Origin of the sequence: Mycobacterium sp. UM_CSW, from assembly GCF_000455205.1 — a bacterium.
Lineage (GTDB): Bacteria > Actinomycetota > Actinomycetes > Mycobacteriales > Mycobacteriaceae > Mycobacterium.
Map to the genome: position 1 here is coordinate 1 of NZ_AUWQ01000053.1, position 26,846 is coordinate 26,846.

The window sequence follows — 26,846 nt, forward strand, 5'->3', positions numbered from 1 at the left end:
CGTCGACCTGGACGGCACCGAGCGGCTGATCACCTTCATCGACACCCCGGGCCACGAGGCGTTCACCGCCATGCGTGCCCGCGGTGCCAAGGCGACCGACATCGCGATCCTGGTGGTCGCCGCCGACGACGGCGTGATGCCGCAGACGGTGGAGGCCATCAACCACGCGCAGGCCGCGGACGTGCCGATCGTGGTGGCGGTGAACAAGATCGACAAGGAGGGCGCCGACCCGCAGAAGATCCGCGGGCAGCTCACCGAATTCGGTTTGGTCCCAGAGGAATTCGGCGGTGACACGATGTTCGTGGACATCTCGGCGAAGGTGGGCACCAACATCGAGGCGCTGGAGGAGGCGGTGCTGCTGACCGCGGACGCCGCCCTGGACCTGCGGGCCAACCCCGACATGGAGGCGCAGGGCGTGGCGATCGAGGCGCACCTGGACCGCGGCCGCGGGCCGGTCGCCACGGTGCTGGTGCAGCGCGGCACGCTGCGGGTCGGCGACTCGGTGGTGGCCGGCGACGCCTACGGCCGCGTCCGCCGGATGGTCGACGAGCACGGCGAGGACGTCGAGGAGGCGCTGCCGTCGCGGCCGGTGCAGGTCATCGGGTTCACGTCGGTGCCCGGCGCCGGTGACAACTTCCTGGTCGTCGACGAGGACCGCATCGCGCGGCAGATCGCCGACCGGCGCAGCGCCCGCAAGCGCAACGCCCTGGCGGCCCGCTCGCGCAAGCGGATCAGCCTGGACGATCTGGATGCCGCGCTGAAGGAAACCAGCCAGCTGAACCTGATCCTCAAGGGCGACAACGCCGGTACGGTCGAGGCGCTGGAGGAGGCCCTGATGGGCATCCAGGTCGACGACGAGGTGGCGCTGCGCGTCATCGACCGCGGCGTCGGCGGCATCACCGAGACCAACGTCAACCTGGCGTCGGCGTCGGACGCGATCATCATCGGGTTCAACGTGCGTGCCGAGGGCAAGGCGACGGAGCTGGCCAACCGCGAGGGCGTGGAGATCCGCTACTACTCGGTGATCTACCAGGCGATCGACGAGATCGAGAAGGCCCTGCGCGGCATGCTCAAGCCGATCTACGAGGAGAACCAGCTGGGCCGCGCCGAGATCCGGGCGATCTTCCGGTCCTCGAAGGTCGGCCTCATCGCCGGCTGCATGATCAGCTCGGGTGTGGTGCGCCGCAACGCGAAGGCCCGGCTGCTGCGGGACAACATCGTGGTCGCTGACAACCTCACGATCACCTCGCTGCGCCGGGAGAAGGACGACGTGACCGAGGTGCGCGAGGGCTTCGAATGCGGTATGACGTTGGGCTACAACGACATCAAGGAAGGCGACATCATCGAGTCCTACGAGCTGGTGCAGAAGGAACGCGCCTGATTGCCACCGCTGACGATGCAGAACGAAGTGATGAGGAAGAGGCGGTGAATCATGCCTGACCCCGCAAGGGCGCGCCGGTTGGCCAAACGGATCTTCACGATCGTCGCCTCGGCGATCGAGTTCGAGATCAAGGATCCGGGCCTGGACGGGGTGACCATCGTCGACGCGAAGGTGACCGCCGACCTGCACGACGCGACCGTGTTCTACACGGTGATGGGCCGCACGCTGGACGACGAGCCCGACTACGCCGCCGCGGCGGCCGCGCTGGAGCGTGCCAAGGGGGCGCTGCGCACCAAGGTCGGGGCCGGCACCGGCGTGCGCTTCACGCCGACGCTGACGTTCACCCGTGACACGACGGCCGACAGCGTGCAACGGATGGACGAGTTGCTGCAGCGTGCCCGCGCCGCGGACGCCGATCTCGCGCGGGTTCGCTCGGGTGCCAAGCCGGCCGGGGAGGCCGATCCATACCGGGTAAGCGGGGCCGGGGACGGGAGCGACAGGAACGCCGGTGACGACGATCGACCCGAAGACTGACCTGGCCAGTGCCCCGCGGATCGGGGCACGTGTCGACGCCGGCGGCGCCGTCGAGTTGCTGTCGCGCGCCGAGTCGATCGCGGTGATCGCCCACGTCCACCCCGACGCCGACACCATCGGCGCGGGGCTGGCGTTAGCGCTGGTGCTGGACCGGTGCGGCAAGCGCGTCGAGGTCAGCTTCGCCGCGCCGGCGTCGCTGCCCGAGTCGCTGGCCTCGTTGCCCGGCTGTGAGCTGCTGGTGCGCCCGGACGAGCTGCGCCGCGATGTCGATTTGGTTGTGACCGTTGACGTTCCGAGCGTCAAGCGGCTCGGGGAGCTGAGCGATCTGGCCGGCCCGGGCCGCCCGTCGCTGGTCATCGACCACCACGCCTCCAACGATCTGTTCGGCAGCGCCAACTTCATCGACGTGTCGGCGGACTCCACGACGATGATGATCGCGGACATCCTCGATGCGTGGGACGAGCCGATCGACCGTGACGTCGCGCACTGCATCTACGCCGGCCTGACGACCGACACCGGGTCGTTCCGCTGGGCCAGCGCCCGGGCGCTTCGGCTGGCGGCGCGGCTGGTCGACCTCGGCGTCGACAACGCCGCGGTCAGCCGGACGCTGATGGACACCCACCCGTTCGGGTGGCTGCCGCTGCTGTCGCGGGTGCTGGGCTCGGCGCAACTGGTGCCGGACGCGGCCGGCGGCCGCGGGCTGGTGTACGCGGTCGTCGAGCATCGGGACTGGATCAGTTCGCGCGCCGAGGAAGTCGAGAGCATCGTCGACATCGTGCGCACCACGCAGCAGGCGGAGGTGGCGGCGGTGTTCAAGGAGGTCGACCCGCAGCACTGGTCGGTGTCGATGCGGGCCAAGGCGCAGGTGGATCTGGCGGCCGTCGCGTCGGAGTTCGGCGGCGGGGGCCACAGGCTGGCCGCCGGCTATTCGACCGTCGGTTCGATCGACGACGCGGTCGCGTCGCTGCGCGCGGCGCTCGGCTAACCGCGGGCTAGAACGCCCAGCTTCCCGCGCGCTGCAGCACGAAACCGTGGTCGCCGCTGGTGGTGTCCAGGCAGGCCACCAGGTTGTCGGCGCCCACGGCGCACGTCACGTTCAGGTATGACACCTTCTGTCCCGCCGCCAACGGCTTGCCGCCGGATGTCAACGGGGGCGGGTTGCCTTCGCACCCGCTGTAGGTCATGCGGCTTAGCTCGTAGCCCGGCCCCTTGAAATTCACCGCGCCCACGACGCAGTCACCCGGCTTCGTGTGCCCGCCGCCGGGAAACGGCACGTCGTCCATCCCGGGCATGTCGCCGCTGCACTTGATGTCCTGTGACGGTTGCGGCGGGGGCGCCGTTCCGCCGTAGAAGTCGCACACCAGCGTCGGCGTGGGCGCAAAGCTGATCCGGGTCGCGCTGCCCTGGGGCGTGGTGGCGTAGCCGTCCGCGGCGACGGAGGTGAAGCCGTCGAGGTTGGGGAAGCCCGGGGGTGGCACCGCGCCGGCGTGCGGCGCGGGCGCCGCGATCGCGGCGGCCGCCAGGATCAGGCCGCCGAGGGCACGCAGGGCGTAGCGGCGAGCACGCATCGTTTCCTCCTAACGCACCTGGGCCCGCCCGCGCTGCAGCACCGCGTCGCGGTTGGCGGCGATGTCGTCGCCGCTGGTGCGGAACTGCCGGGCGGCCGTGGCCTCCAGCCACAGCCCGGTGCTGGTGTGCGTGTCGTCGATGCGGTGATAGGACGCCAGCAAGGCCCGCACCGCGTTCTGGTTGTTGCCGACGATCGACGCCGCCACCTGGCGGGCGGTGGGCAGCAGCCGGTCGTGCGGCACCACCTCGGTCACCAGGCCGGCGCGCAGCGCGTCGGCGGCCGACAGGTAGTCCCCGGTCAGGCTCATCCGCCGGGCCAGGCCGACGCCCACCTTCTGGGGGAGCCGCACGGTCAGTCCCCAGGTCGGCAGCAGGCCCACCCGGGCGTGCGTGTCGGCGAAGCGGGCCTGCTCGGAGGCGATCAGGACGTCGCAGTACAGGGCCAGCTCCAGCCCGCCGGTGACCGCGGCGCCGTTGATCGCGCCGATCACCGGCTTGGTCAGCGCCGGCCAGCGCGGCGAGATGTCGGGGAGCGCCGTGTCGCTGCCCAGCTCCTTGAGGTCCAGCCCCGCGCAGAACACCGGGTCGGCGCCGGTGACGATGACGACGTCGACGCCGTCGTCGGTCTCGGCGTCGGCCAGGGCCCCGAAGAAGCGGTCCCGCAGCGCCGAGGACAGCGCGTTGCGCGCCTCGGGACGGTTGAGGGTCAGGGTGCGCACCCGCTCGTCGGTCTCGATCAGCAGGACGTCTGTCATGTGTTCACCGTAGTCAGCCGGGATCGCCCGAATTCGCCGAGTCTGCGCTGAGAGCGTCGCTGCGCCGAAAATACTCGATCTGACCGCAGTCTCGATGCGCTGAACGCAGGCTCGCGGCTGGCGCATTTATCGTTGAGACCATGTGCCGGAACATCACCGAACTGCGGGGCCTGCAGCCCGAGGCCACCCCGGAGGAAGTCGCGGCGGCGGCGCGCCAGTATGTGCGCAAGGTCAGCGGCATCACCCGCCCCTCGGCCGCCAATGTCGACGCGTTCGAGGCCGCGGTCGCCGAGGTCACCGAGACGACGGCGCGATTGCTGGCGGCTCTGCCGCCGCGGCGCCAGCCACCGAAGACCGTGCCGCCGTTGCGCCGCCCGGAGGTGCGGGCCCGCCTCGCCAACGCGAAATGACACCCGCGCTCAAGGAGTGGAGCGCCGTCGTGCACGCGCTGCTCGACGGCCGCCAGCGGGTGCTGCTGCGCAAGGGCGGCATCGGCGAAAAGCGGTTCGAGCTCGCGGCCCGGGAGTTCTTGCTGTTCCCGACCGTCGCCCACAGCCACGCCCAGCGCGTCCGGCCCGAGCACCGCGACCTGCTCGACGCCGGGGCCGCCGACAGCACCGACGACCACCTGGTGCTGCGCGCAGCAGCGAAAGTCGTTGCGGCGCAAGAGGTCAACCGGCCGGATGGCCTGCCGGCGATCGAGGACCTGCACATCTGGACCGCCGAGTCGGTGCGCGAGGATCGGCTGGACTTCCGCCCCAAGCACAAGCTGGCGGTGCTGGTGGTGTCGGTGATCCCGTTGGCCGAGCCGGTGCGGATCCCGCGGGCCCCCGAGTACGGCGGCTGCACCAGTTGGACGCAGCTGCCGCTGGCCGACGTTCGCTTTGCCGCGCCGGTGCACGACGAGGCCGCGCTACGCCGGGTGGCGCTGCGGGTCCGCGACGCGGTCGGCTAGCGGATCGGCGGGGCCCTCGGGAAGTAGCAGCCGGGAAAGCCCGTAGTGCACAAAGTGCGTGGCCGGTGTGGCCTGCCCGGCCGTCAACAACGGTTCGGCGGAGCCAAGGTTGCGCGCGAAGCGTGGAAACCAGCTGCCCGCGATCAGGACGCGGATGCGTGAGCCGGCGCGGAAGCGGTGGGCGATCCCGTCGAGCTCCACCCGCACGATCTCGGTCCCGGCGGCGGCGTCGGCGGCGCCCAATCGCCGGTAGCCGTCGCTGACATTGCGGGAGCGGCCCTTGGCGTCCACCTCGCTGACCCGAACGAACAGATCGACGTGGGGGTTGTCGGAGCTGTGCGCCAGCTCGACCACGGGGGTCCCGTACACGTAGAGGTCGTGGGTGAGCGTGAGGCTGGTGAACGCCAGGACGTCGTCGCGCGAGGCGAGGCGGGTGTCGTCGCGGTAGCCCCCGTTCGTGGACAGCAGCGGGCCGCCGGTGGTGGGCGTCGGGTCGGCTGGGTCGGAGCGAAATGTGGCCGGGGCCAACCCATCCGGGGTCGGCGCGGTCTCGCCCAGGTGCCCGCCGGGGCGCAGGTGCAACGCCCGTTCGGTGGTGGCAGGCGGCCAGTCGGGCAGGTGGCGCCAGGCTTGGCCCTTGTCCGCGCCGGTGACGTACACGTGCACGCTGCTCGGCCGGCGCTGGGGCTCGCCGCGCAGGTGGGCGTCCAGCCAGTCCAGCGTCTCGCGCGCGCTGATCGGGAGCGCCTTGCCGAGCAACTGGGTGTGCGTCCACGGGCCGATGGTGAGCGCGACCTCGACACCGCGGCCGCGCAGCTGGGCATACTGCTGCAGCGTCTGCCGGATGAAGATGTCCTGCCAGCCGCCGATGAGCAGCACCGGCACCCGCGCCCGGTCCAGCGCGTCGGTGAACCGCCGGGCGTCCCAGAACACGTCGTCCCGCTCGTGGTGTTCGATCCACGATTCGAACCACGGCGCGCCCTCGCCGAGCATCGCCCGGGCGGCGGTGCCCAGGGGCAGCGCACCCGCCGCCTCGGCCACCTTGCGCCGGGCCTGCAGCTGGCGCAGCGCCATCTTGATTCCTCGCGGGTCCTCCTGGTGAGCGACCAGATCGCTCCAGCCCAGGAAGTCGTTGACGGCGAACGAGCCGGTGCCCCACACCGAGGCGTTGAAATCGTGTGGGCCCGCGGTGATCACGGCCGCGGCCAGCTCCGGTGGCGGGTCTTGCAGCAGCGCCCACTGGGTGAAGCCCAGGTAGGACACCCCGACGGTGCCGAATCGGCCGGTGAACCAGGGCTGCTCGCGCAGCCAGACGACCGTGTCGGCGCCGTCGGCGGCCTCGTTGACCATCGGATCGAAATCCCCGCCCGACCCGTATGTCCCGCGCACGCTCTGCAGCACGACGTGGTAGCCGCGGGCGGCGTGCACCCGGGCATAGGCGTGCGAAAACGGAAACCCTCGCCCATAGGGTCCGCGGACGAGCAGGGTGCCCGCGGGGCTGGAGGTGACCGGCGCGTAGTGGTCGGCCGCCAGCGTGACCCCGTCGCGCATCGGCACGTCGACGCGCTTCACGGTGTACTCGGTGGTGGCCCGGGGCAGGCCCAACAGCCGGCCGAGCGCGGCGTCGCCGACCCGTCCCAGCGTGCGCGGGTTGGGCTGAGCGGGGCGAGTCGAGGTGGTGCTCACCGACCCCACACTAGGTTTTTCCCCCGACGCCGGGCGGCTTTATCAGAACTTGTAGTAGGGCGCGAGGTCGTTGGCGCGCTGCAGATTGGTGGACATGCAGTCCACCTCCGGGTTGGAGTAGACGGCCGAGTAGTACAGCGCCTGCTGCAGGACCCCGTAGCTGGTCTTGAACGCGACCATGCAGGAGAAGAACCAGAAGCTGTTGTGGTAGGTCGGCTTCATCACCCAGTACTGCGCCGCGCGGTGCCCCGCAATCGTGGTCTCGATCGCGTCGGCGGGCAGCGATTGCTCGTAGGTGCGCCAGATGATGGGCTCGACGGCCAGCTGGTAGTTGCCCGCGTCGAAGTGGCAGCGCAGCCCGTCCTCGTGTTCGGGTGGCGTGAATCCCAACCCGAGCCGCTGCACGACGTCGAACGGGATGTCCTCGCAGGCGTCGAAGGGACGCGGGTCGGTGGTGGCCACGATGGGACTCTTCATGGTGGTCTCCATCGGTTCGGCCGTCGACCGCAGCTCGACCGGACCACCGCCGTTCGGGCCCGGCGGGGCGCTTTGCCAACCCGCGACCAGCGCCGTGGCCAGCGCACCCAGCGCCGAAACCAGCCGCAGCTTGGCGATCACCGACATGTCCTACCCTCCCTTGCCGGGAGTGTAGAGCCCCCGCAGTGAAAAGAGAACACGTTCTAATCCCGCGGGCAAGGGCCTGGCGGAAACCGGCTCATCGCCGCGGGTCGTTAGGCTGGTTAGTCGTGGCGAGCCGGGAATCGAGTAATGGTGCGCAGCCGACGCTGTGGGCGGTTTCCGACCTGCACACCGGTCACCTGGGCAACAAGCCGGTCACCGAATCGCTGTACCCGTCGTCGCCGGACGACTGGCTGATCGTCGCCGGCGACGTCGCCGAACGCACCGACGACATCCGCTGGGCGCTTGACGTGCTGCGGCGCCGGTTCGCCAAGGTGATCTGGGTGCCCGGCAACCACGAGCTGTGGACCACCACCCGCGATCCCGTGCAGATCTTCGGCAAGGCACGCTACGACTACCTGGTCAACATGTGCGACGAGATGGGCGTGGTCACGCCCGAGCATCCGTTTCCGGTTTGGACCGAGCGCGGCGGCCCGGCCACGATCGTGCCGATGTTCCTGCTCTACGACTACACCTTCTTGCCCGAGGGGGCGACGAGCAAAGCCGAGGGCCTGGCGATCGCGCGGCAGCGCAACGTGGTGGCCACCGACGAGTTCCTGCTCTCGTCCGAGCCGTACGCCACCCGGGAGGCCTGGTGTCGCGAGCGACTGGCCGCCACCCGCGCCCGCCTCGAACAGCTGGACTGGATGACACCGACCGTGCTGGTGAACCACTTCCCATTGGTGCGCGACCCCTGCGACGCGTTGTTCTACCCGGAGTTCTCGCTGTGGTGCGGCACCACCAAGACCGCCGACTGGCACACCCGCTACAACGCGATCTGTTCGGTGTACGGGCACCTGCACATTCCGCGCACCACCTGGTACGACGACGTGCGCTTCGAGGAGGTGTCGGTGGGTTACCCGCGGGAGTGGCGCCGCCGCAAGCCGTACAGCTGGCTGCGCCAGGTGCTGCCGGATCCCCAGTACGCGCCGGGCTACCTCAACGACTTCGGCGGCCACTTCGTGATCACCCCCGAGATGCGCCGTCAGGCCCAGCAATTCCGGGAACGAGTGCGGCAGCGGCAGTCTCGATGACGGCCCGCACGCTGGTGTCGGCGGTCTTGCCCGACACCGCATCGCAGGATCTCGCGTACGCGGAGGTGTATTCCGACCCGCCGGGCCTGACCCCGTTGCCCGAAGAGGAGCCGCTGATCGCCAAGTCGGTCGCCAAGCGGCGCAACGAGTTCATCACCGTGCGGCACTGCGCCCGCATCGCGATGCGCGAGCTCGGCGTGCCGCCGGTGCCGATCCTCAAGGGCGAGAAGGGCCAACCCTGCTGGCCCGACGGTGTGGTGGGCAGCCTCACCCACTGCACGGGCTACCGCGGCGCGGTGGTGGGGCGCGCGGGCGCGGTGCGCTCGGTGGGCATCGACGCCGAACCGCACGACGTGCTGCCCGACGGCGTCCTGGGCGCGATCGCCCTCGACGACGAACGCCAGGAGATCGCCGCGTTGCCCGCCGGCCTGCACTGGGATCGGATCCTGTTCTGCGCCAAGGAAGCAACCTACAAGGCGTGGTTCCCGCTGACCGAGCGCTGGCTGGGTTTCGAGGACGCCCACATCGTGTTCGACCCTGATTCACGCGGGGGCGGCACCGGGACGTTCGTCTCCAAGATCCTGATCGACGGCGCCGCGCTGTCGGGTCCGCCGCTGACCGCGCTGCGAGGCCGCTGGTCGGTCGAGCGGGGACTGGTGCTCACCGGCATCGTCCTATGACCGGACCGGGCATAGTCGTGGTCGACAAGCCGGCCGGCATGACCAGTCACGACGTCGTGGGTCGCTGCCGCCGCATCTTTGCCACCCGCCGGGTGGGGCACGCGGGGACGCTGGACCCGATGGCCACCGGCGTGCTGGTGATCGGCGTCGAGCGGGCCACCAAGATCCTCGGCCTGCTCACCGGGGCGTCGAAGTCGTACGCCGCCACCATCCGGTTGGGTCAGACCACCTCCACCGAGGACGCCGAAGGCGAAGTGCTGCAATCGGTTTCGGCCGCACACGTGACCGATGAGGAGATCGCCGCCGCAGTCGCCGGGCTGCGCGGGGACATCGAGCAGGTCCCGTCGGCCGTCAGCGCGATCAAGGTGGAGGGCCGCCGCGCCTATCGGCTGGTCCGCGAGGGCCAAATGGTCGAGCTGGCGGCTCGGCCGGTGCGCATCGACCGGTTTGAGGTGTTGCGCGTCCAGCGCCACGACGAGGACGTCGACGTCGACGTCGAGGTCGACTGCTCGTCCGGGACCTACATCCGCGCGCTGGCCCGCGATCTGGGCGCCGCGCTGGGCGTGGGCGGGCACCTGACGGCGTTGCGGCGCACCCGCGTCGGGCGCTTCTCGCTGGACCAGGCGCACACTCTCGACGATCTCGCCGAGGCGCCGCGGCTGACCTTGACCTTGGATGACGCGTGCTTGCTGATGTTTCCGCGCCGCGACCTGTCCGCCGGGGAGGCCCTAGCGGCGGGCAACGGCAGGGCCCTGGCGCCGGCCGGCATCGACGGCGTCTACGCCGCCACAGACGCGGACGGCCGAGTGATCGCGCTGCTGCGCGACGAGGGGCCGCGGACCAGGTCCGTCGTGGTGCTCCGCCCGGCCACGCTCTGACCCGTCAGAGCCGGCCGAGCAGTTCGGTCTTCTTCGCGGCGAACTCCTCGTCGGACAGGATGCCGCGCTCGTGCAGGCCGGCCAGCGATTCGATGGCCGCGACGATTGCCGCGGAGTCCTCCGGTGGGCCGGCAGGTTGTTTGGCGGCCGCTGCCTCGGGTGGGAATTGCACCTCCGGCGCGAACTGTGGCGTCGGGCCGGACTGGTACTGCGCCTGGTAGCCGGGGGCGGGCGCCGCGCTAGGAGTCTGCCGGGTCTGACCTGCCTGATGCGCACCGACCTCACTCAGACTCGACACGCCGAAGGTGCCGAACTGGCTGGTGAAGCTCACCGAGCTGTAGCCGGCGCCCTGCTGCTGTTGCACACCGCCGATTTGGTGCTCGCCGGTGTCGAAAATCCTTGTGACGCCGTTGATGTGGATGGCCAGGCGCCGCGTGCTCGGGAAGAACGCGTAGCGCACGTCGTTCTGTCCGCCGACCGAACTCGGCACCCCGAGGTCGGCCGGCCACCAGTTGTTCGAGGCGTACGCGGCCGGGGAGTCCGGGGGCGGGGCGGGAAATACCGCGGTGGTGGCGAGCAGCTGGGCCAGCTCGTTGCACAGCGCGTCGACGCGGGCCTTGAGCGCGTTGTCGAACATGTTGCCGACCATCGTCATGCCGCCCCGCATCCACTGCCCGTTGCCGCCGAGCTCGGGGATGGAGAACTGGGCCATCGTGCCGCCACCGATGCGCAGCGCGACCAGCATCGAAAGCACCGCTTCTTGGGAGAGCCCATGGCGCTTGGCGATCTCGGCAATCGCGTCGGCGGCCTCGGGGGTAACCGTTGCCTTCATAGTCGTGAATCTTTCGTCGTCGGTACTGGTTCGAGCCTACGCAAAACGGGTGGCGATGAGCATGGGATGACGGCGTCGCAGCCGGGGTTCCGGGTGACCAACCCGCAGAGCTAAGCTGCCGCCTAGACGGGTGTCAAAAAAGCCCACCATTCGGAAGGCGCGAGCTATGTCCAACAAGGTTTACGTCGTCGGCGTCGGCATGACGAAATTCGAGAAGCCGGGCCGCCGTGAGGGCTGGGACTACCCGGACATGGCGCGGGAGTCGGGCACCAACGCGCTCGCCGACGCCGGTGTCGACTACCGCGACGTGCAGCAGGGCTACGTCGGCTACGTCGCCGGCGACTCGACGTCGGGCCAGCGGGCGCTCTACGAGCTGGGCATGACCGGCATCCCGATCGTCAACGTCAACAACAACTGCTCGACCGGCTCGACCGCGCTTTTCCTGGCGGCGCAGGCCATCCGCGGCGGGATAGTCGACTGCGCGATCGCGCTCGGATTCGAGAAGATGCAACCGGGCTCGCTCAGCGGCGGCGCCCAGGACCGCGAATCGCCGATGGGCAAGCACGTCAAGGCGATGGCCGAGATCGACGAGTTCGCGATGCCCGTCGCGCCGTGGATGTTCGGCGCCGCCGGCCGCGAGCACATGCGCCAGTACGGCAGCACCGCCGAGCACTTCGCCAAGATCGGCTACAAGAACCACAAGCACTCCGTCAACAACCCGTACGCGCAGTTCCAGGAGTCCTACACGCTCGACGACATCCTGGCCGCGCGGATGATCTCCGACCCGCTGACCAAGCTGCAGTGCTCGCCGACCTCGGACGGTTCGGGCGCGGCGATCCTGGCCTCGGAGAGCTACGTCGACCAGCACGGGTTGGCCGGCCAGGCGGTCGAGATCGTCGGCCAGGCGATGACCACCGACTTCGCGTCGACGTTCGACGGCAGCGCCAAGAACCTCATCGGCTACGACATGAATGTCCAAGCCGCGCAACAGGTTTACGACCAGTCCGGGCTGGGCCCGGAGGACTTCCAGGTGATCGAGCTGCACGACTGCTTCTCGGCCAACGAACTGCTGCTGTACGAGGCCCTCGGCCTGTGCGGTCCGGGCGAGGCACCCAAGCTGGTCGACAACGGCGACACCACCTACGGCGGGCGCTGGGTGGTCAACCCGTCCGGCGGGCTGATCTCGAAGGGACACCCGCTGGGCGCGACTGGGCTGGCGCAGTGCGCCGAGCTGACCTGGCAGCTGCGCGGCACCGCCGACAAGCGTCAGGTGGACAACGTCAACGCCGCGCTACAGCACAACATCGGGCTGGGCGGCGCTGCCGTCGTCACCGCCTATCAGCGCGCCGAACGCTAAGGGCGCCATGTTCGAATGGTCCGACACCGACCTGATGGTTCGGGATGCGGTTCGCCAGTTCGTGGACAAGGAGATCCGCCCGCATCTGGACGAACTGGAAAGCGGTGAGCTGTCGCCCTACCCGATCGCGCGAAAGTTGTTCAGCCAGTTCGGCCTCGACGTCATGGCGGCCGAGTCGGTCAAGAAGATGCTGGAGCGCGAACGCGCGGGAAAGAACGAAAAGCACGACGGCGCGGGCGATTCCGGCGGAATGGGTGCCCAGGGGTCGATGGTCGCGGTGCTGGTGTCCGAAATCGCCAGGGTCAGCATCGGATTGCTGAGCACGGCGTCGGTCAGCCTCGGCCTGGGGGCGGCGACCATCATGAGCCGCGGCACGCTGGCCCAGAAAGAACGCTGGCTGCCCGACCTGATGACGCTGAAAAAGATTGCGGCGTGGGCCATCACCGAGCCGGACTCGGGCTCCGATGCGTTCGGCGGCATGAAGACGACGGTCAAGCGCGACGGCGAAGATTACATCCTCAACGGCCAGAAGACGTTCATCACCAACGGGCCCTGCGCCGATGTGCTGGTGGTCTACGCCAAACTGGACGAGGGTGACGCCACGGTGGACCGACGCAACCGCCCCGTGCTGATCTTCGTGCTGGACGCGGGAATGCCGGGCCTGACGCAGGGCAAGCCGTTCAAGAAGATGGGCATGATGTCCTCACCGACAGGCGAGTTGTTCTTCGACAACGTGCGGCTGACCCCCGATCGCCTGCTCGGCGAGAATCAGCGCGAGGCCGACGGCGACGGCCGCGACAGCGCCCGCGACAATTTCGCCGCCGAACGGATCGGGATCGCGATGATGGCGCTGGGCATCATCAACGAATGCCACCGGCTGTGCGTGGATTACGCGAAGACCCGCACGCTGTGGGGCAAGAACATCGGGCAGTTCCAGCTGATCCAGCTCAAGCTGGCCAAGATGGAGATCGCCCGAATGAACGTGCAGAACATGGTGTTTCACACCATCGAGCGGCAGCAGGCGGGCAAACCGCTGTCGCTGGCCGAGGCGTCGGCGATCAAGCTGTACTCGTCGGAGGCGGCCACCGACGTCGCGATGGAGGCCGTGCAGCTGTTCGGCGGCAACGGCTACATGGCCGAGTACCGCGTGGAACAGCTGGCCCGCGACGCGAAGTCGCTGATGATCTACGCCGGCAGCAACGAGGTGCAGGTCACCCACATCGCCAAGGGGCTGTTGAGCTAAGCGACGACCCAAATCGCCCGCGCGGCCGGGCTGCCGAGGTCGACCGTGCTCTCGGCGCCGTCGGCGGACTCGATCGCCACCGAGATCATTCCGGCGAATTCCCGGCGGGTCAGCACCCGAAGCCGCGAGTCGAGCTGTATCCCGACGCCGGTGAAATACCGCAGCATCTCCGGGTCGGCGTCGGAGATGCGGGCCACCGTCCCGCTGTCCCCGTCACGGCACGCCCACAGCTGGCGGGCCGGCGGGGTGGGGACCTGACCGTCGGAGGCCGGAATCGGGTCGCCGTGCGGGTCGCGTTGCGGGTAGCCCAGCTTGGCGTCGATGCGGGCCACCAGCCGGTCCGACACCGCATGCTCGAGCACCTCGGCCTCGTCGTGCACCTCGTCCCAGCGGTAGCCCAGCTCGTTGACCAGGAAGGTCTCCAACAACCGGTGCCGGCGCACCACCTCGAGGGCCGCGCGGCGCCCCGCCTCGGTCAGCGTGACCGCGCCGTACTTCTCGTGGTCGACCAGGCCCTGCTCGGCGAGCTTGCGGATCGACTCCGACGCGGTGCTGGCCGACACCCCGATCCGGTCGGCCAGCATCTTGGTGCTGACCTTCTGCGGGGCCCCGTCCGGCGACCACTCCTGGGCATTCCAGATGACCTTCAGGTAGTCCTGGCCGACCGCGGTGATGCCGCCTGGCTCGTCGTCAGCCCTCACAACCAGAGAGTTTAGGCAACCCACACCTGATTCGGCGTGCGGCGCCGGGATCTCGTCACCCCATGTTCGCGCCCGGCATCGTAGGCTTGCCATCGTGCAGCGGTGGCGCGGCCAAGACGAGATTCCCACGGACTGGGGCAGATGCGTGGTCACCATCGGGGTGTTCGATGGTGTGCACCGCGGCCACGCCGAGCTGATCGCGCACGCGGTGAAGGCCGGCCGCGCGCGCAACGTGCCGACGGTGCTGATGACGTTCGACCCACACCCGATGGAAGTGGTCTATCCCGGCAGCCACCCGGCGCAGCTGACGACGCTGACCCGCCGCGCGGAGCTGGTCGAAGAGCTTGGCATCGACGTCTTCCTGGTGATGCCGTTCACCACCGACTTCATGAAGCTCACCCCGGAGCGCTACGTCCACGAGCTGCTGGTGGAGAACCTGCACGTGGTCGAGGTCGTGGTCGGGGAGAACTTCACCTTCGGCAAGAAGGCCGCCGGCACCGTCGCCACCCTGCGCAAGGCCGGCGAGCGGTTCGGCTTCGCCGTGGAGTCGATGTCGCTGCTGTCCGAGCACCACAGCAACGAGACCGTGACGTTCTCGTCCACCTACATCCGGTCCTGCGTCGACGCCGGCGACATGGTGGCGGCGACGGAGGCGCTGGGCCGCCCGCACCGCGTCGAGGGCGTCGTCGTCCGCGGCGAGGGTCGCGGCGCGGAGCTGGGCTTTCCCACCGCGAACGTGGCGCCCCCGATGCACTCGGCCATCCCGGCCGACGGCGTGTACGCGGCCTGGTTCACCGTGCTCGGACACGGGCCGGTGACTGGCACCGTCGTGCCGGGCGAGCGCTACCAGGCCGCGGTGTCCATCGGCACCAATCCCACCTTCTCGGGGCGCACCCGCACCGTCGAGGCGTTCGTCCTGGACACCGCGGCCGACCTGTACGGACAGCACGTGGCGCTGGACTTCGTCGCGCGCATCCGCGGCCAGCGCAAGTTCGAGACGGTGAAGGGCCTCGTCGCCGCGATGGGGGACGACACCGAGCGGGCGCGCAACCTGCTGTCGGCGGGTTGATCTCTGTAGTCACATGCCACATCAGTCTCTGCGCGCGGCGGCGCCCTGTGTGCCCACCTCAAAGCGACAACGGCCCGTCGTCGGTGCCGTCTGCGGCCGTTGTCGCTGGAAGGCGGGCACACGCAGTGCTCTCCCGGCCAGGGACCAATGAGGCAAAAGTGAAGGATGCGGCGTCGGAGGTTCGTCGTTTGTGCCCCGGGGATGCGCCGCTGATAAACTGCCTGACGACATCGGCGCGTGCTGCGGTTCGCGGTGGCCGCGCCGTGAATTCCACTGATCGCGGACCAATTGATGGAGATATTTTCGTGGCGCTTACAGCCGAGCAAAAAAAGGAGATCCTGACCTCCTACGGCCTGCACGAGACCGACACCGGGTCCCCGGAGGCCCAGGTCGCGCTGCTGACCAGGCGGATCGCCGATTTGACCGAGCACCTCAAGGTGCACAAGCACGACCACCACTCGCGGCGCGGACTGCTGCTGCTGGTGGGCCGGCGCCGCCGGCTGCTGAAGTACGTGTCCCAGATCGACGTCGAGCGCTACCGCTCGCTCGTCGAGCGCCTGGGCCTGCGTCGCTGACGCTGGCAAATCGCCAGTGGGGCTGGCCGGCCAAGTTCGCCCGTGTAGAGTAGGAGCGTTCTGGGCCGGTTCGGCCCGAGCAAACGGTGCGGTTTGCGCAGATCCGCGTAGGCCGTTCCAGCAAGTCACAAGGGAGCAGCCCAGTCTGCATCGGGCGGTCTTCGGTAGTGGCTGCCGGGCTCTCCGGATCTGGGGCAGGTCGGCCGCTTCGATCGATGGCCGTAGCCGCATTCAGACTTCTTCCTTTCAGGGAAGCTCTCGGGTTACTCGCGCGTGACGACGCGAAACAGCTCAATACCCAGAGAGGCCATACGGACACCCATGTCTGTAGCTGAAATTGAAGAGGGCGTGTACGAGGCGACCGCCACCATCGACAACGGGAGCTTCGGCACCCGCACCGTACGTTTCGAGACCGGTCGGTTGGCCCAGCAGGCCGCCGGCGCCGTGGTCGCTTACCTGGACGACGAGAACATGCTGCTCTCGGCGACCACCGCCAGCAAGAGCCCCAAGGAGCACTTCGACTTCTTCCCGCTCACCGTCGACGTCGAGGAGCGGATGTACGCCGCGGGCCGCATCCCCGGCTCGTTCTTCCGGCGTGAGGGACGCCCGTCCACCGACGCGATCCTGACCTGCCGGCTCATCGACCGCCCGCTGCGCCCGTCGTTCGTCAACGGGCTGCGCAACGAGATCCAGGTCGTGGTGACGATCCTGAGCCTGGACCCCAACGACCTGTACGACGTGCTGGCGATCAACGCCGCGTCGGCCTCCACCCAGATAAGTGGCCTGCCGTTCACCGGCCCCATCGGGGGAGTGCGGGTGGCGCTGATCGACGGCACCTGGGTCGCCTTCCCGACCGTCGAGCAGCTCGAGCGCGCCGTGTTCGACATGGTCGTCGCCGGCCGGATAGTCGGCGACGGTGACGCCAAAGACGTCGCCATCATGATGGTCGAGGCGGAGGCCACCGACAAGGTCATCGAACTGGTCGAGGGCGGCGCCCAGGCGCCGACGGAAACCGTTGTGGCGCAAGGCCTGGAGGCCGCCAAGCCGTTCATCAACGTGCTGTGCACCGCGCAGCAGGAGTTGGCCGACGCGGCCGCCAAGCCCGTCGGTGAGTACCCGACGTTCCCGGACTACCAGGAGGACGTCTATTACTCGGTCGCCTCAATCGCGACCGACGAGCTGGCCAAGGCGCTGACCATCGGCGGCAAGGCCGAGCGCGACGCGCGCACCGACGAGCTGAAGGCCGAGGTGCTGCAGCGGCTGGCCGAAACCTACGAGGGCCGCGAGAAAGAGGTCAGCGCCGCGTTCCGCTCGCTGACCAAGAAGCTGGTCCGCCAGCGCATCCTGACCGACCACTTCCGCATCGACGGCCGCGGCATCACCGACATCCGTGCGCTGTCGGCCGAGGTCGCCGTCGTTCCGCGGGCGCACGGCAGCGCGCTGTTCGAGCGCGGCGAGACCCAGATCCTCGGGGTCACCACGCTCGACATGGTCAAGATGGCCCAGCAGATCGACTCGCTGGGACCGGAAACGTCCAAGCGCTACATGCACCACTACAACTTCCCGCCGTTCTCCACCGGCGAGACCGGCCGGGTCGGTTCGCCCAAGCGCCGCGAGATCGGGCACGGCGCGCTCGCCGAGCGCGCCCTGATCCCGGTGCTGCCCAGCGTCGAGGAATTCCCGTACGCCATCCGCCAGGTGTCTGAGGCGTTGGGCTCCAACGGCTCGACCTCGATGGGCTCCGTCTGCGCGTCCACCCTGGCGCTGCTCAACGCCGGTGTGCCGCTCAAGGCGCCGGTGGCCGGCATCGCAATGGGCCTGGTCTCCGACGACGTCGAGGTCGACGGTAAGACCGAGCGTCGCTTCGTCACCCTGACCGACATCCTGGGTGCCGAGGACGCGTTCGGCGACATGGACTTCAAGTGCGCCGGCACCAAGGACTTCGTCACCGCGCTGCAGCTGGACACCAAGCTCGACGGCATCCCGTCGCAGGTGCTGGCGGGCGCGCTGGCGCAGGCCAAGGACGCGCGCCTGACCATCCTCGAGGTGATGGCCGAGGCCATCGACGCGCCCGACGAGATGAGCCCCTACGCGCCGCGGGTGACCACGATCAAGGTCCCGGTGGACAAGATCGGCGAGGTCATCGGCCCCAAGGGCAAGGTCATCAACGCCATCACCGAGGAGACCGGCGCGCAGATCTCCATCGAGGACGACGGCACCGTGTTCGTCGGCGCCACCGACGGGCCCTCAGCGCAGGCCGCGATCGACCGGATCAACGCCATCGCCAACCCGCAGCTGCCGACCGTGGGCGAGCGCTTCCTCGGAACCGTGGTCAAGACAACGGATTTCGGCGCGTTCGTGTCGTTGTTGCCCGGCCGCGACGGGCTGGTGCACATCTCCAAGCTCGGCAAGGGCAAGCGCATCGCGAAGGTCGAGGACGTGGTGAACGTCGGCGACAAGCTGCGGGTGGAGATCGCCGACATCGACAAGCGGGGCAAGATCTCGCTGGTCCTGGTGGCCGACGAGGACTCAGCGGAATCAGCGGAGACGCCGCCCGCCACGCCCGCACCGGCCGATGCCACCAGCTCCGTTTAGGAAGCCAGCACCGGCGTCCCTGCGTCGCGGCACGCAGATCGCCGAGGTGAGCGCCGACCACAAGGCCGTCCGCCGCACCACACTGCCGGGGGGCCTGCGCGTGGTCACCGAGCACCTGCCCGCGGTGCGCTCGGCCTCGGTCGGGGTGTGGGTCGGCGTCGGATCGCGCGACGAGGGCGCCACCGTGGCCGGGGCGGCGCACTTCCTCGAGCACCTGCTGTTCAAGTCGACCCCCACCCGCACGGCCGTCGACATCGCCCAGGCGATGGACGCCGTCGGGGGCGAGCTGAACGCGTTCACCGCCAGGGAGCACACCTGCTACTACGCGCACGTGCTCGACAGCGACCTGGAGCTGGCGATCGACCTGGTCGCCGACGTGGTGCTCAACGGACGCTGCGCCGCGGCGGACGTGGAGCTGGAACGCGACGTCGTCCTCGAAGAGATCGCCATGCGTGACGACGACCCCGAGGACGCGCTGGGCGACATTTTCCTGTCGGCGCTCTTCGGTGACCACCCCGTGGGCCGGCCCGTGATCGGCACCGCGCGTTCGGTTTCGGCGATGACGCGGGGCCAACTGCACTCGTTTCACGTGCGGCGCTACACCCCCGAACGGATGGTGGTCGCGGTCGCCGGCAACGTCGATCACGAACAGGTGGTCGCGCTGGTGCGCGAGCACTTCGGGCCGCACCTGATCCGCGGGCGGCAGCCGATCGCTCCCCGCAAGGGCGCCGGGCGGGTCACCGGCCAGCCTGGGCTGGCGCTGGTCAACCGGGATGCCGAGCAGACCCACGTGACGCTGGGCGTCCGCACCCCCGGCCGCAGCTGGGAGCATCGCTGGGCGCTGTCGGTGCTGCACACCGCGCTGGGCGGGGGCCTGAGCTCCAGGCTGTTCCAGGAGGTCCGCGAGCTGCGCGGCCTGGCCTATTCGGTCTACTCGGCGGTGGACATCTTCGCCGACAGCGGCTCGCTGTCCGTGTACGCCGCGTGCCTGCCCGAGCGTTTCACCGACGTCATGCGGGTCACCAGCGACGTTCTCGACGCGGTCGCGCGCGACGGCATCACCGAGGCGGAATGCCGCATCGCCAAGGGGTCCCTGCGCGGCGGGCTGGTCCTGGGGTTGGAGGACTCCGGCTCCCGCATGAGCCGCATCGGACGCAGCGAGCTGAACTACGGCAAACACCGCAGCATCGAACACACCCTGCAGCAGATCGACGCGGTGACCGTCGAGCAGGTCAACGCGGTGGCCCGCCGGCTGCTGGGCAAGCGCTACGGCGCCGCCGTTCTGGGCCCGTATGCGTCGAAACGATCGCTGCCCCAACAACTTCGGGCGATGGTATCTTAGGCCGCATGTCCGCCTCCTCACTCGCGCCGTGCCGGCGCTCGCCGTCAGCGAACTAGCCGCATGGTCCTCGGCTTTTGGGATATCGCGGTGCCCATCGTGGGTGCGCCGATGGCCGGCGGTCCCGGCACCCCGGCGCTGGCCGCGGCGGTCTCCAACGCGGGCGGGCTCGGCTTCCTCCCCGGCGCGTACATCAGCGCCGAGCGGCTGGCCGAGGACATCGCCGCCGCGCGCGCCCTGACGACGGGCCCGCTCGGCGTGAACCTGTTGGTGCCCCAGCCCAGCGTCGCCGACTGGATCGCGCTGGACTACTACGCCGAGGAACTTGAAAACATCGCCGACCACTACCAGTGCGAGGTCGGTCGGCCCGAGTTCGGTGACGACGACGACTGGGAGCGCAAGCTCGAGGTGGTATCCGACGTCCACCCCGAGCTGGTCTCCTTCACCTTCGGTGTCCCGCCGCCGGACGTGATCCGCCGGCTCAGCGCGCAGGGATTGCTCGTGATGGTCACGGTGACGTCGCCGTACGAGGCCGGGATCGCCGTCGCCGCGGGCGCGGACAGCCTGGTGGTCCAGGGGCCCGACGCGGGCGGGCACCGCGGCACCTTCGCTCCGGACATGGAACCGGGCACCGAGTCGCTGCACCAGCTGATCGATCGGATCCACCGGGCGCACCGCGACATCCCGATCATCGCGGCGGGCGGGCTGGGCACCGCCGAAGACGTCGCGGGCGTGCTGCGCCGGGGAGCGGTGGCGGCGCAGGTCGGCACCGCGCTGCTGCTGTCCAACGAGGCCGGCACCAGCCAGGCCCATCGCACCGCCATGAAGAACCAGCTTTTCGGCAAGACCATCGTCTCGCGCGCGTTCTCGGGTCGGTACGCGCGCAGCCTGGAAAACGATTTCATCCGGCGCCTCGACACGGTCGCCCCGCTCGGTTATCCCGAGGTCAACCAGATGACCTTGCCGATCCGGGAAGCCGCCACCGAACGGGAAGACCCGGACGGGATGACCCTTTGGGCCGGAACGTCATTCGGTGATGCCCGACCGGGGCCGGTGGCCGACATCGTCGCCGGCCTCGACGTCTAGCAGGCTCGCCGGGTCGGTGTGGGGCAGGCCGAGGTCGGTGGCCACCCGCTCGGACAGCAGCATCCCGTCGTGCGTCGAAAGGCCCTTGGCCAGAGCGGGATCCGACCGGCACGCCGCCCGCCAGCCGGCGTCGGCCAGCCTGAGCACGTACGGCATCGTCGCGTTGGTCAGCGCGACGGTCGACGTCTTGGGCACGGCGCTGGGCATGTTCGCCACGCAGTAGAACAGGGTGTCGTGCACCGCGAACGTCGGATCGTCATGCGTGGTGGGCCGGGAATCCTCGAAGCAGCCGCCCTGGTCGATGGAAATGTCCACCAGCACCGCCCCCGGCTTCATCTGCGCGACAAGGGAATTCGAGATCAGCGTGGGGGCCTTGGCGCCGGGCACCAGGACGGCGCCGATCACCAGGTCGGCCCGCTTAACGGCACCCTCGAGCTCGTAGGCCGACGAGTATCGGGTGCCGACGCGGCCCGCGAACTCCGCGTCCAGCAGCCGGAGCTTGGCGATGTTGACGTCGAACACCATGACGGTCGCGCCCATGCCGCTCGCGACCCGGGCGGCGTTGTAGCCGGCCGTGCCGGCCCCGATCACCACGACGTCGGCGGGCTTGACGCCCGGCACCCCGCCCATCAGCACGCCGCGCCCGCCCTTGGTGCGCATCAGGTGATAGGCGCCGACCTGAGCGGAGAGCCGTCCGGCGACCTCGCTCATCGGGGCCAGCAAGGGCAGCGCGTCGTCGGCGGTCTGGACCGTCTCGTAGGCGATCGAGGTCGCGCCGGCGGCCAACAGGGCGTCGGTGCAGGCGCGTGAGGCCGCCAGATGCAGGTAGGTGAACAGGACCTGGCCGCGGCGCAGCAGTCCGTATTCGGACGGTATCGGCTCCTTGACCTTGAGCAGCAGGTCGGCATCGGCCCACACCTGTTCGGCGGCGCCGGCCAGGTCGGCGCCCGCGGCCTTGAACTCCGCGTCGGGGATCGCCGAGCCTTCCCCGGCGCCGGACTGGACGAGGACCTCGTGGCCGCGGCGGGTCAATTCCGCCACACCGGCCGGGGTGATGGCCACCCTGAATTCGTTGGTTTTGGTCTCGGTGGGGATCCCGACGCGCATGCGTCAAGTGTGAAGAAAGTTCGAGAGTGCAGCAAACATGCTGATGATAATTCTGTAGACTCGTGTTGTGCCCGATCCATCTCCCGAACAGAAGGGCAGGGCCGCCGACCCGCCGAAGGATGTTCGACCCGCGCCCCTCGATGCGGTCGACCGCAAAATCCTGGCCTTGCTGCACGCCGATGCGCGCATCACCAACAACGCGCTCGCCGAGGCGGTCGGGATCGCGCCGTCGACATGCCACGGCCGGGTTCGGCGGCTGGTGGACCTCGGCGTAATCCGCGGCTTCTACGCCGACGTGGATCCGGTCGCCGTCGGGCTGCCGCTGCAGGCGATGGTCTCGGTCACCCTGCAGTCCAATGCGCGCGGCAAGATCCGCAGCTTCATCCAGCAGATCCGCACCCGGCGGCAGGTCATGGACGTCTATTTCCTCGCCGGCGCAGACGATTTCATCCTGCACGTCGCCGCCCGCGACACCGAGGACCTCCGCTCGTTCGTCGTCGAAAACCTCAACGCCGATGCCGACGTCGCGGGCACCCAGACGTCGCTGATTTTCGAACATCTTCGTGGTGCGGCACCGATTTAGCCTTATGATCGGCGGATGAAGCGCGATCCCGCCGTAGCGATCGTGGGGGCCGGCATGTCCGGCCTGTGCGTCGCAATCGCGTTGCTGCGCAGCGGAATTCGCGACGTAACCATCTACGAGAAGGCCGACGAGGTGGGCGGCACCTGGCGGGAAAACACCTATCCCGGCCTGACCTGTGATGTGCCGTCGCGGGTGTACCAGTACACCTTCGCCACCAAGCCCGACTGGTCGCACATGTTCTCGCCCGGCGGCGAGATCCAGTCCTACTTCCGGGGAGTGGCCGACCAGTTCGGCCTGCGGGACCGGATCCGGTTCGGCACCGAAATCGTCGGCGCCCGGTTCGAAAACGACCGCTGGCTGCTGCGCACGGACGCCGGCGAGGAATCGAGTGTCGACTTCCTGATCTCGGCGACCGGCGTGCTGCACCATCCCCGGATGCCGTCGATCGCCGGGCTGGACAACTTCGGCGGCCACGCCTTCCACTCGGCGCGCTGGGACCATTCGGTGGAGCTGTCGGGGCGGCGAATCGCGTTGATCGGCAACGGATCCACCGGCGTGCAACTGGTCTGCGGGCTGGCCGGCGTGGCGGGCCGGGTGTTGCTGTTCCAGCGCACCGCACAGTGGATCGTCCCAATGCCCAACCCGCAATACTCCAGGTTCGCCAGCCTCACCCACCGGGCCGTTCCCTGGCTCGACCGGTTCGCGTATCGGGCCTACGGCCTCATCTTCGACACCTTCGCCGTCGCGCTGACCAAGCCGGGACTGCGCCGAAAGGCGATGGGGGCGCTGTGCCGGGTCAGCCTGCGCCAGGTGCGCGATCCCGAGTTGCGCGCGGCGCTGACGCCCGATTACCAGCCGATGTGCAAGCGGCTGGTGGTGTCGGGCGGTTTCTACCGCGCGATGCAGCGCGACGACGTCGAGCTGGTCACCGCCGGCATCGACCACGTGGAGCGGCGGGGCATCGTGACCGAGGACGGCGAGCTGCACGAGGTGGACATCATCGTGCTGTGCACCGGGTTCGACACGCACGCGTTCTTCCGCCCGATGTGCCTGACCGGGCGGGACGGCATCGCCGCCGACGACGTCTGGCGCGACGGGCCGCGGGCCTACCAAACGGTCGCGATGCCCGGTTTCCCCAACTTCTTCATGATGCTCGGCCCGCACAGCCCGGTGGGCAATCACTCGCTCACCGCCGTCGCCGAACACCAGGCCGAGCACATCCTGGGCTGGATCGAGCGTTGGCGCCGAGGCGAATTCGACACCATCGAGCCGACGGCCGCGGCGACCGAGCGCTACAACGCGCAGCTGCGCGCCGCGATGCCCGACACCGTGTGGACCACCGGCTGCAACAGCTGGTACCTGAACAAGGACGGGGTGCCCGAGGTTTGGCCGTTCACGCCCGCCAGGCACCGCGCCATGCTGGCGAACGCCGATCCCGCACAGTACGACCTGCGCCGCCGCGTCGCGGCAGGATAAACCCGGTACCGGCGGTTTCGCATAGCTGGACCGCGTCACTATACTTGCCTGCGATGTTCACCGTCGACGACCAGGCCGCGGGTCCGCATGACGCGTCGCTCGACCACGAACGCCTGGTCCTCGAGGCGCGCGACGTGGAGTTCGACTGGGCCGAGCTGCCTTTCCACTACGTGCCCGGCGAGCCGTTCGCGACCCACGTCCTCAACGTCCTGCACCTGCTGCTGCCCGCCGGCGAGGAGTTCTTCGTCGACGTGTTCAAGCAGGCGTTGCCGCTGATCAAGGACGACCAGCTGCGGCTTGACGTGCAGGGATTCATCGGTCAGGAGGCCATGCACTCGCAGGCGCACTCGAAGGTGCTCGCCCACTTCGCCGCGCAGGGCGTCGACCTCACCCCGTACACCGACCAGATCAGGTGGCTGTTCGAGAAGCTGCTCGGCCCCAAGCCGGGGTGGGGCCGGCGACGCCGGCACAGCTGGCTGCTGGAGCAGGTTTCGATCGTGTCGGCGGTCGAGCACTACACCGCCATCCTGGGCGAGTGGGTGCTGGGCGCGCCCGCCCACGACGCCATCGGCACCGACCCGGTGATGCTGGACATGCTGCGCTGGCACGGCGCCGAGGAAGTCGAGCACAAGGCCGTCGCCTTCGACACCATGAAGCACCTGCGCGCCGGCTATCTGCGCCGGGTGCGCGCCCAACTGGTCGTGACGCCGGCCATGCTGTTGTTCTGGGTCCGCGGGGTCCGCTTCCTGTACTCGGTGGACCCGCACCTGCCGCTGGGAACCAAGCCGCACTGGTGGGAGTACATCCGCGCGGCGCGCCGGGGTTTGGTGCCCGGGCCGCTGCGCTTCGTGCGGGTGGTCGCCGACTACTACCGGCCGGGTTTCCACCCGTCCCAGCTGGGCGGGCTGGAGGCGGCCGTCGACTACCTGGCGCTCTCGCCCGCTGCGCGGGCGTCGCACTGACCTATGGCCGCGACCTCGAGCGTCACCGCCTCCGACGGCGTCGCCTTGGCGGTGCACCGCTACACCGAGATCGACGCGGCGCGCCCCACCATCCTCGCGATTCACGGCTGGCCCGACAACCACCACCTCTGGGACGGCGTGGCGCACGAGTTCGACGAGCGCTACGCCGGCCGCTACAACGTGGTGGCCTACGACGTCCGCGGCGCCGGCGAATCATCGCGTCCCGCAAAGCGATCCGGCTACGCCTTCTCCCAGCTGGTGTCCGACATCGGCGCGGTGATCGACAGCCTGGGTGTCGGGCCGGTGCACCTGCTGGCCCACGACTGGGGTTCGATCCAGGCCTGGGCGGGGATCACCGACGACTCGGTGATGGCCAAAGTCGCGTCGTTCACGTCGATTTCGGGCCCGCACCTGCGCTACGCCGGCAGATTCCTGCGCTCGGCGCGAACCGCGCGGGCCGTCGGCCAGGTCGCCAGGCAGCTGCTGGGATCGATCTACATCGCGTTCTTCCTGTGTCCAGGCCTGCCGGAGCTGGCGTTCCGCTCGCGGCTGGGCGTGAAAGTCCATGAAACCCTTGAGCGCATCGGCCGGACGAGCACGCGCAGCCGCCGCGAGCGGCCGCCGCGGTCCATCGCCGACTACGTCAACGGGCTGGGCCTGTACCGCGCCAACATGCCCGGGCCGATGCTGCGGCCCGGCCCGGAGCTGCCCAAGACCACCGTCGCCGTGCAGACCCTGGTGCCGCGCAAGGACATCTTCGTGACGCCCGCGGTGCAACGGTTCACCGGCGCGATTCCCGAAGAGGGGCGGGTGATTCCGATCGAGGGCGGCCACTGGGCGGTGACGTCGCGCCCCGAGGTGATCGCCCGCCTGACCGCCGAGTGGGTCGACCACACCGTCAGCGGCGCCGCCGCCGGTTCGGTGGTGCGCGGCGGACCGCGCGAGGTCGGCGGCAAGCTGGCGCTGATCACCGGGGCGGGCGCGGGCATCGGCCGGGCCACCGCGGTGGAGCTGGCCCGGCGCGGCGCCCGCAAGGTGCTCATCGTCGACCGCGACCTAGCCGCGGCCAACGACAGCGCGGACGCCGTGCGCGCGGCGTGCGCCGAGGCGGTGGTGTACCAGGTCGATGTCAGCGACGAGTCCGCGATGAACGACCTTGCCGCGCAGGTGTTTAACGAGCACGGTGTGGTCGACATCCTGGTGAACAACGCCGGCATCGGGATGGCGGGCCGGTTCCTGGAGACCAGCTCGGCGAACTGGGACGACATCCTGGGCGTCAATGTCCGCGGCGTCATCTCCGGCAGCAGGGCGTTCGCCGCGCAGATGGTCGAGCGCGGCGAGGGCGGCACGATCATCAACGTGGCGTCGGCGGCGGCGTTCATCCCGTCGAAATCCATGGTCGCCTACGGCACCACCAAGGCGGCGGTGCTGGCGTTCAGCGAATCGCTGCGGGCCGACCTCGCCGACGAGGGCATCTCCGTCACGGCCGTATGTCCGGGATTCGTCAACACCAACATCGCCAAGAGCACCGTCTACGCCGGCATGACCGCCGAACAACAGGAGCGCGCCCGGGAGAAGGCTGACGCGGCATACCGGCGCCGCAACTACACGCCGGAGGCCGTGGCCAAGGCGATCGTCCGGGCCGTCGAGACCGGCCCCGCCGTGCTGCCGATCGCCGCCGAATCCCGGATCGGCTACGCGCTGCGCCGCATCAGCCCGTCGGCGCTGCGCCTGTTCGCCCGCTACGATATCCGGCAGAGTTAGGGATTCC

General features: G+C 69.4%; 26 protein-coding genes. 19 read left to right on the forward strand and 7 right to left on the reverse strand.

The annotated features are described in order from the left end of the window. The 3 genes from infB to N415_RS18360 form a co-directional block, all read left to right on the forward strand. The coding region (gene infB / locus N415_RS18350) for a translation initiation factor IF-2 (protein ID WP_068185018.1) at positions 1–1,381 on the forward strand (1,381 nt) is incomplete at its 5' end. 51 nt (positions 1,382–1,432) lie between these two features. Then, a complete protein-coding gene (rbfA, locus tag N415_RS18355; protein ID WP_068185022.1) occupies positions 1,433–1,915 on the forward strand; it encodes a 30S ribosome-binding factor RbfA in 483 nt (160 codons plus the stop codon). Then, the gene (locus N415_RS18360; protein ID WP_152531467.1) at positions 1,890–2,900 is read left to right on the forward strand and encodes a bifunctional oligoribonuclease/PAP phosphatase NrnA; all 1,011 of its coding nucleotides are present in this window, start codon (positions 1,890–1,892) and stop codon (positions 2,898–2,900) included. The genes rbfA and N415_RS18360 overlap by 26 nt, the downstream gene beginning before the upstream one ends. A gap of 7 nt (positions 2,901–2,907) precedes the next feature. On the opposite strand, the gene N415_RS18365 is transcribed toward N415_RS18360, so the two are convergent. Together N415_RS18365 and N415_RS18370 are read right to left on the reverse strand one after the other, a co-directional pair. Continuing rightward, positions 2,908–3,483, reverse strand: coding sequence for a hypothetical protein (locus tag N415_RS18365; RefSeq protein ID WP_068185025.1), 576 nt, complete (start codon positions 3,481–3,483; stop codon positions 2,908–2,910). 9 nt (positions 3,484–3,492) lie between these two features. Beyond that, the gene (locus tag N415_RS18370; protein WP_068185028.1) at positions 3,493–4,239 is read right to left on the reverse strand and encodes an enoyl-CoA hydratase; all 747 of its coding nucleotides are present in this window, start codon (positions 4,237–4,239) and stop codon (positions 3,493–3,495) included. A 140-nt stretch (positions 4,240–4,379) separates the two neighbouring features. Between N415_RS18370 and N415_RS18375 the strand changes: the two genes are divergently transcribed. Beyond that, complete coding sequence (locus N415_RS18375) at positions 4,380–4,649, forward strand: DUF2277 domain-containing protein (protein ID WP_068185030.1); 270 nt, start codon at positions 4,380–4,382, stop codon at positions 4,647–4,649. Further along, positions 4,646–5,194, forward strand: a complete 549-nt coding sequence (locus N415_RS18380) for a DUF1802 family protein (RefSeq protein ID WP_068185033.1) — start codon at positions 4,646–4,648, stop codon at positions 5,192–5,194. Before N415_RS18375 ends, N415_RS18380 begins: the two co-directional genes overlap by 4 nt. Here N415_RS18380 and N415_RS18385 read toward each other — a convergent pair. Both N415_RS18385 and N415_RS18390 read right to left on the reverse strand, forming a co-directional pair. Next, the gene (locus tag N415_RS18385; RefSeq protein ID WP_068185168.1) at positions 5,153–6,880 is read right to left on the reverse strand and encodes a CocE/NonD family hydrolase; all 1,728 of its coding nucleotides are present in this window, start codon (positions 6,878–6,880) and stop codon (positions 5,153–5,155) included. The two genes, N415_RS18380 and N415_RS18385, sit on opposite strands and share 42 nt — an antisense overlap. A gap of 42 nt (positions 6,881–6,922) precedes the next feature. Then, entirely contained in the window at positions 6,923–7,498 is a 576-nt protein-coding gene (locus N415_RS18390) for a hypothetical protein (RefSeq protein ID WP_068185171.1), read from the reverse strand. Between the two features lie 128 nt (positions 7,499–7,626). Between N415_RS18390 and N415_RS18395 the strand changes: the two genes are divergently transcribed. The 3 genes from N415_RS18395 to truB are packed head-to-tail and all read left to right on the forward strand — an operon-like array spanning position 7,627 to position 10,150. After that, positions 7,627–8,592: a metallophosphoesterase gene (locus N415_RS18395; protein ID WP_068185035.1), complete on the forward strand. Its 966-nt coding sequence runs from the start codon at positions 7,627–7,629 to the stop codon at positions 8,590–8,592. Next, a complete protein-coding gene (locus N415_RS18400; protein WP_068185037.1) occupies positions 8,589–9,272 on the forward strand; it encodes a 4'-phosphopantetheinyl transferase in 684 nt (227 codons plus the stop codon). The genes N415_RS18395 and N415_RS18400 overlap by 4 nt, the downstream gene beginning before the upstream one ends. Next, positions 9,269–10,150, forward strand: coding sequence for a tRNA pseudouridine(55) synthase TruB (gene truB / locus N415_RS18405; protein WP_068185039.1), 882 nt, complete (start codon positions 9,269–9,271; stop codon positions 10,148–10,150). The genes N415_RS18400 and truB overlap by 4 nt, the downstream gene beginning before the upstream one ends. A 4-nt stretch (positions 10,151–10,154) precedes the next feature. Here truB and N415_RS18410 read toward each other — a convergent pair whose 3' ends face one another. After that, the gene (locus N415_RS18410; RefSeq protein WP_068185042.1) at positions 10,155–10,982 is read right to left on the reverse strand and encodes an SHOCT domain-containing protein; all 828 of its coding nucleotides are present in this window, start codon (positions 10,980–10,982) and stop codon (positions 10,155–10,157) included. A 166-nt stretch (positions 10,983–11,148) separates the two neighbouring features. Here N415_RS18410 and N415_RS18415 point away from each other — a divergent pair, with 166 nt between their 5' ends. Then, positions 11,149–12,339: a lipid-transfer protein gene (locus tag N415_RS18415; RefSeq protein ID WP_068185045.1), complete on the forward strand. Its 1,191-nt coding sequence runs from the start codon at positions 11,149–11,151 to the stop codon at positions 12,337–12,339. Between the two features lie 7 nt (positions 12,340–12,346). Then, positions 12,347–13,582: an acyl-CoA dehydrogenase family protein gene (locus tag N415_RS18420; RefSeq protein WP_068185048.1), complete on the forward strand. Its 1,236-nt coding sequence runs from the start codon at positions 12,347–12,349 to the stop codon at positions 13,580–13,582. Here N415_RS18420 and mntR read toward each other — a convergent pair. Next, complete coding sequence (gene mntR / locus N415_RS18425; RefSeq protein ID WP_068185051.1) at positions 13,579–14,283, reverse strand: manganese-binding transcriptional regulator MntR; 705 nt, start codon at positions 14,281–14,283, stop codon at positions 13,579–13,581. The genes N415_RS18420 and mntR overlap by 4 nt on opposite strands. Before the next feature lie 94 nt (positions 14,284–14,377). Between mntR and N415_RS18430 the strand changes: the two genes are divergently transcribed. The 5 genes from N415_RS18430 (at position 14,378) to N415_RS18450 (ending at position 20,947) form a co-directional block, all read left to right on the forward strand. Continuing rightward, positions 14,378–15,352, forward strand: a complete 975-nt coding sequence (locus tag N415_RS18430) for a bifunctional riboflavin kinase/FAD synthetase (protein ID WP_068185054.1) — start codon at positions 14,378–14,380, stop codon at positions 15,350–15,352. A 305-nt stretch (positions 15,353–15,657) separates the two neighbouring features. Beyond that, entirely contained in the window at positions 15,658–15,927 is a 270-nt protein-coding gene (rpsO, locus tag N415_RS18435) for a 30S ribosomal protein S15 (RefSeq protein ID WP_066928262.1), read from the forward strand. A 321-nt stretch (positions 15,928–16,248) separates the two neighbouring features. Next, positions 16,249–18,522 carry a polyribonucleotide nucleotidyltransferase gene (locus N415_RS18440; protein ID WP_161630325.1) on the forward strand — a complete coding sequence of 758 codons (2,274 nt, stop codon included), beginning with the start codon at positions 16,249–16,251 and terminating at the stop codon, positions 18,520–18,522. Beyond that, positions 18,503–19,864 carry a pitrilysin family protein gene (locus tag N415_RS18445; RefSeq protein WP_068185059.1) on the forward strand — a complete coding sequence of 454 codons (1,362 nt, stop codon included), beginning with the start codon at positions 18,503–18,505 and terminating at the stop codon, positions 19,862–19,864. The genes N415_RS18440 and N415_RS18445 overlap by 20 nt, the downstream gene beginning before the upstream one ends. 60 nt (positions 19,865–19,924) lie before the next feature. Then, complete coding sequence (locus tag N415_RS18450) at positions 19,925–20,947, forward strand: nitronate monooxygenase (RefSeq protein WP_068185061.1); 1,023 nt, start codon at positions 19,925–19,927, stop codon at positions 20,945–20,947. Here the strand turns inward: N415_RS18450 and ald are convergent. Further along, positions 20,888–22,054: an alanine dehydrogenase gene (gene ald, locus N415_RS18455; RefSeq protein WP_068185065.1), complete on the reverse strand. Its 1,167-nt coding sequence runs from the start codon at positions 22,052–22,054 to the stop codon at positions 20,888–20,890. The genes N415_RS18450 and ald overlap by 60 nt on opposite strands. 67 nt (positions 22,055–22,121) lie before the next feature. On the opposite strand from ald, the gene N415_RS18460 reads away from it, so the two are divergent. The 4 genes from N415_RS18460 to N415_RS18475 are packed head-to-tail and all read left to right on the forward strand — an operon-like array spanning position 22,122 to position 26,839. Beyond that, positions 22,122–22,637 carry an Lrp/AsnC family transcriptional regulator gene (locus N415_RS18460; RefSeq protein WP_068185068.1) on the forward strand — a complete coding sequence of 172 codons (516 nt, stop codon included), beginning with the start codon at positions 22,122–22,124 and terminating at the stop codon, positions 22,635–22,637. A 15-nt stretch (positions 22,638–22,652) separates the two neighbouring features. After that, complete coding sequence (locus tag N415_RS18465; RefSeq protein WP_068185072.1) at positions 22,653–24,113, forward strand: NAD(P)/FAD-dependent oxidoreductase; 1,461 nt, start codon at positions 22,653–22,655, stop codon at positions 24,111–24,113. 53 nt (positions 24,114–24,166) lie between these two features. Continuing rightward, positions 24,167–25,075 (forward strand): metal-dependent hydrolase, encoded by a 909-nt coding sequence (locus N415_RS18470; protein WP_068185076.1) that lies wholly within the window; start codon positions 24,167–24,169, stop codon positions 25,073–25,075. 3 nt (positions 25,076–25,078) lie between these two features. Beyond that, positions 25,079–26,839, forward strand: a complete 1,761-nt coding sequence (locus tag N415_RS18475; RefSeq protein ID WP_068185079.1) for an SDR family oxidoreductase — start codon at positions 25,079–25,081, stop codon at positions 26,837–26,839. The last annotated feature ends 7 nt before the right edge of the window (positions 26,840–26,846 follow it).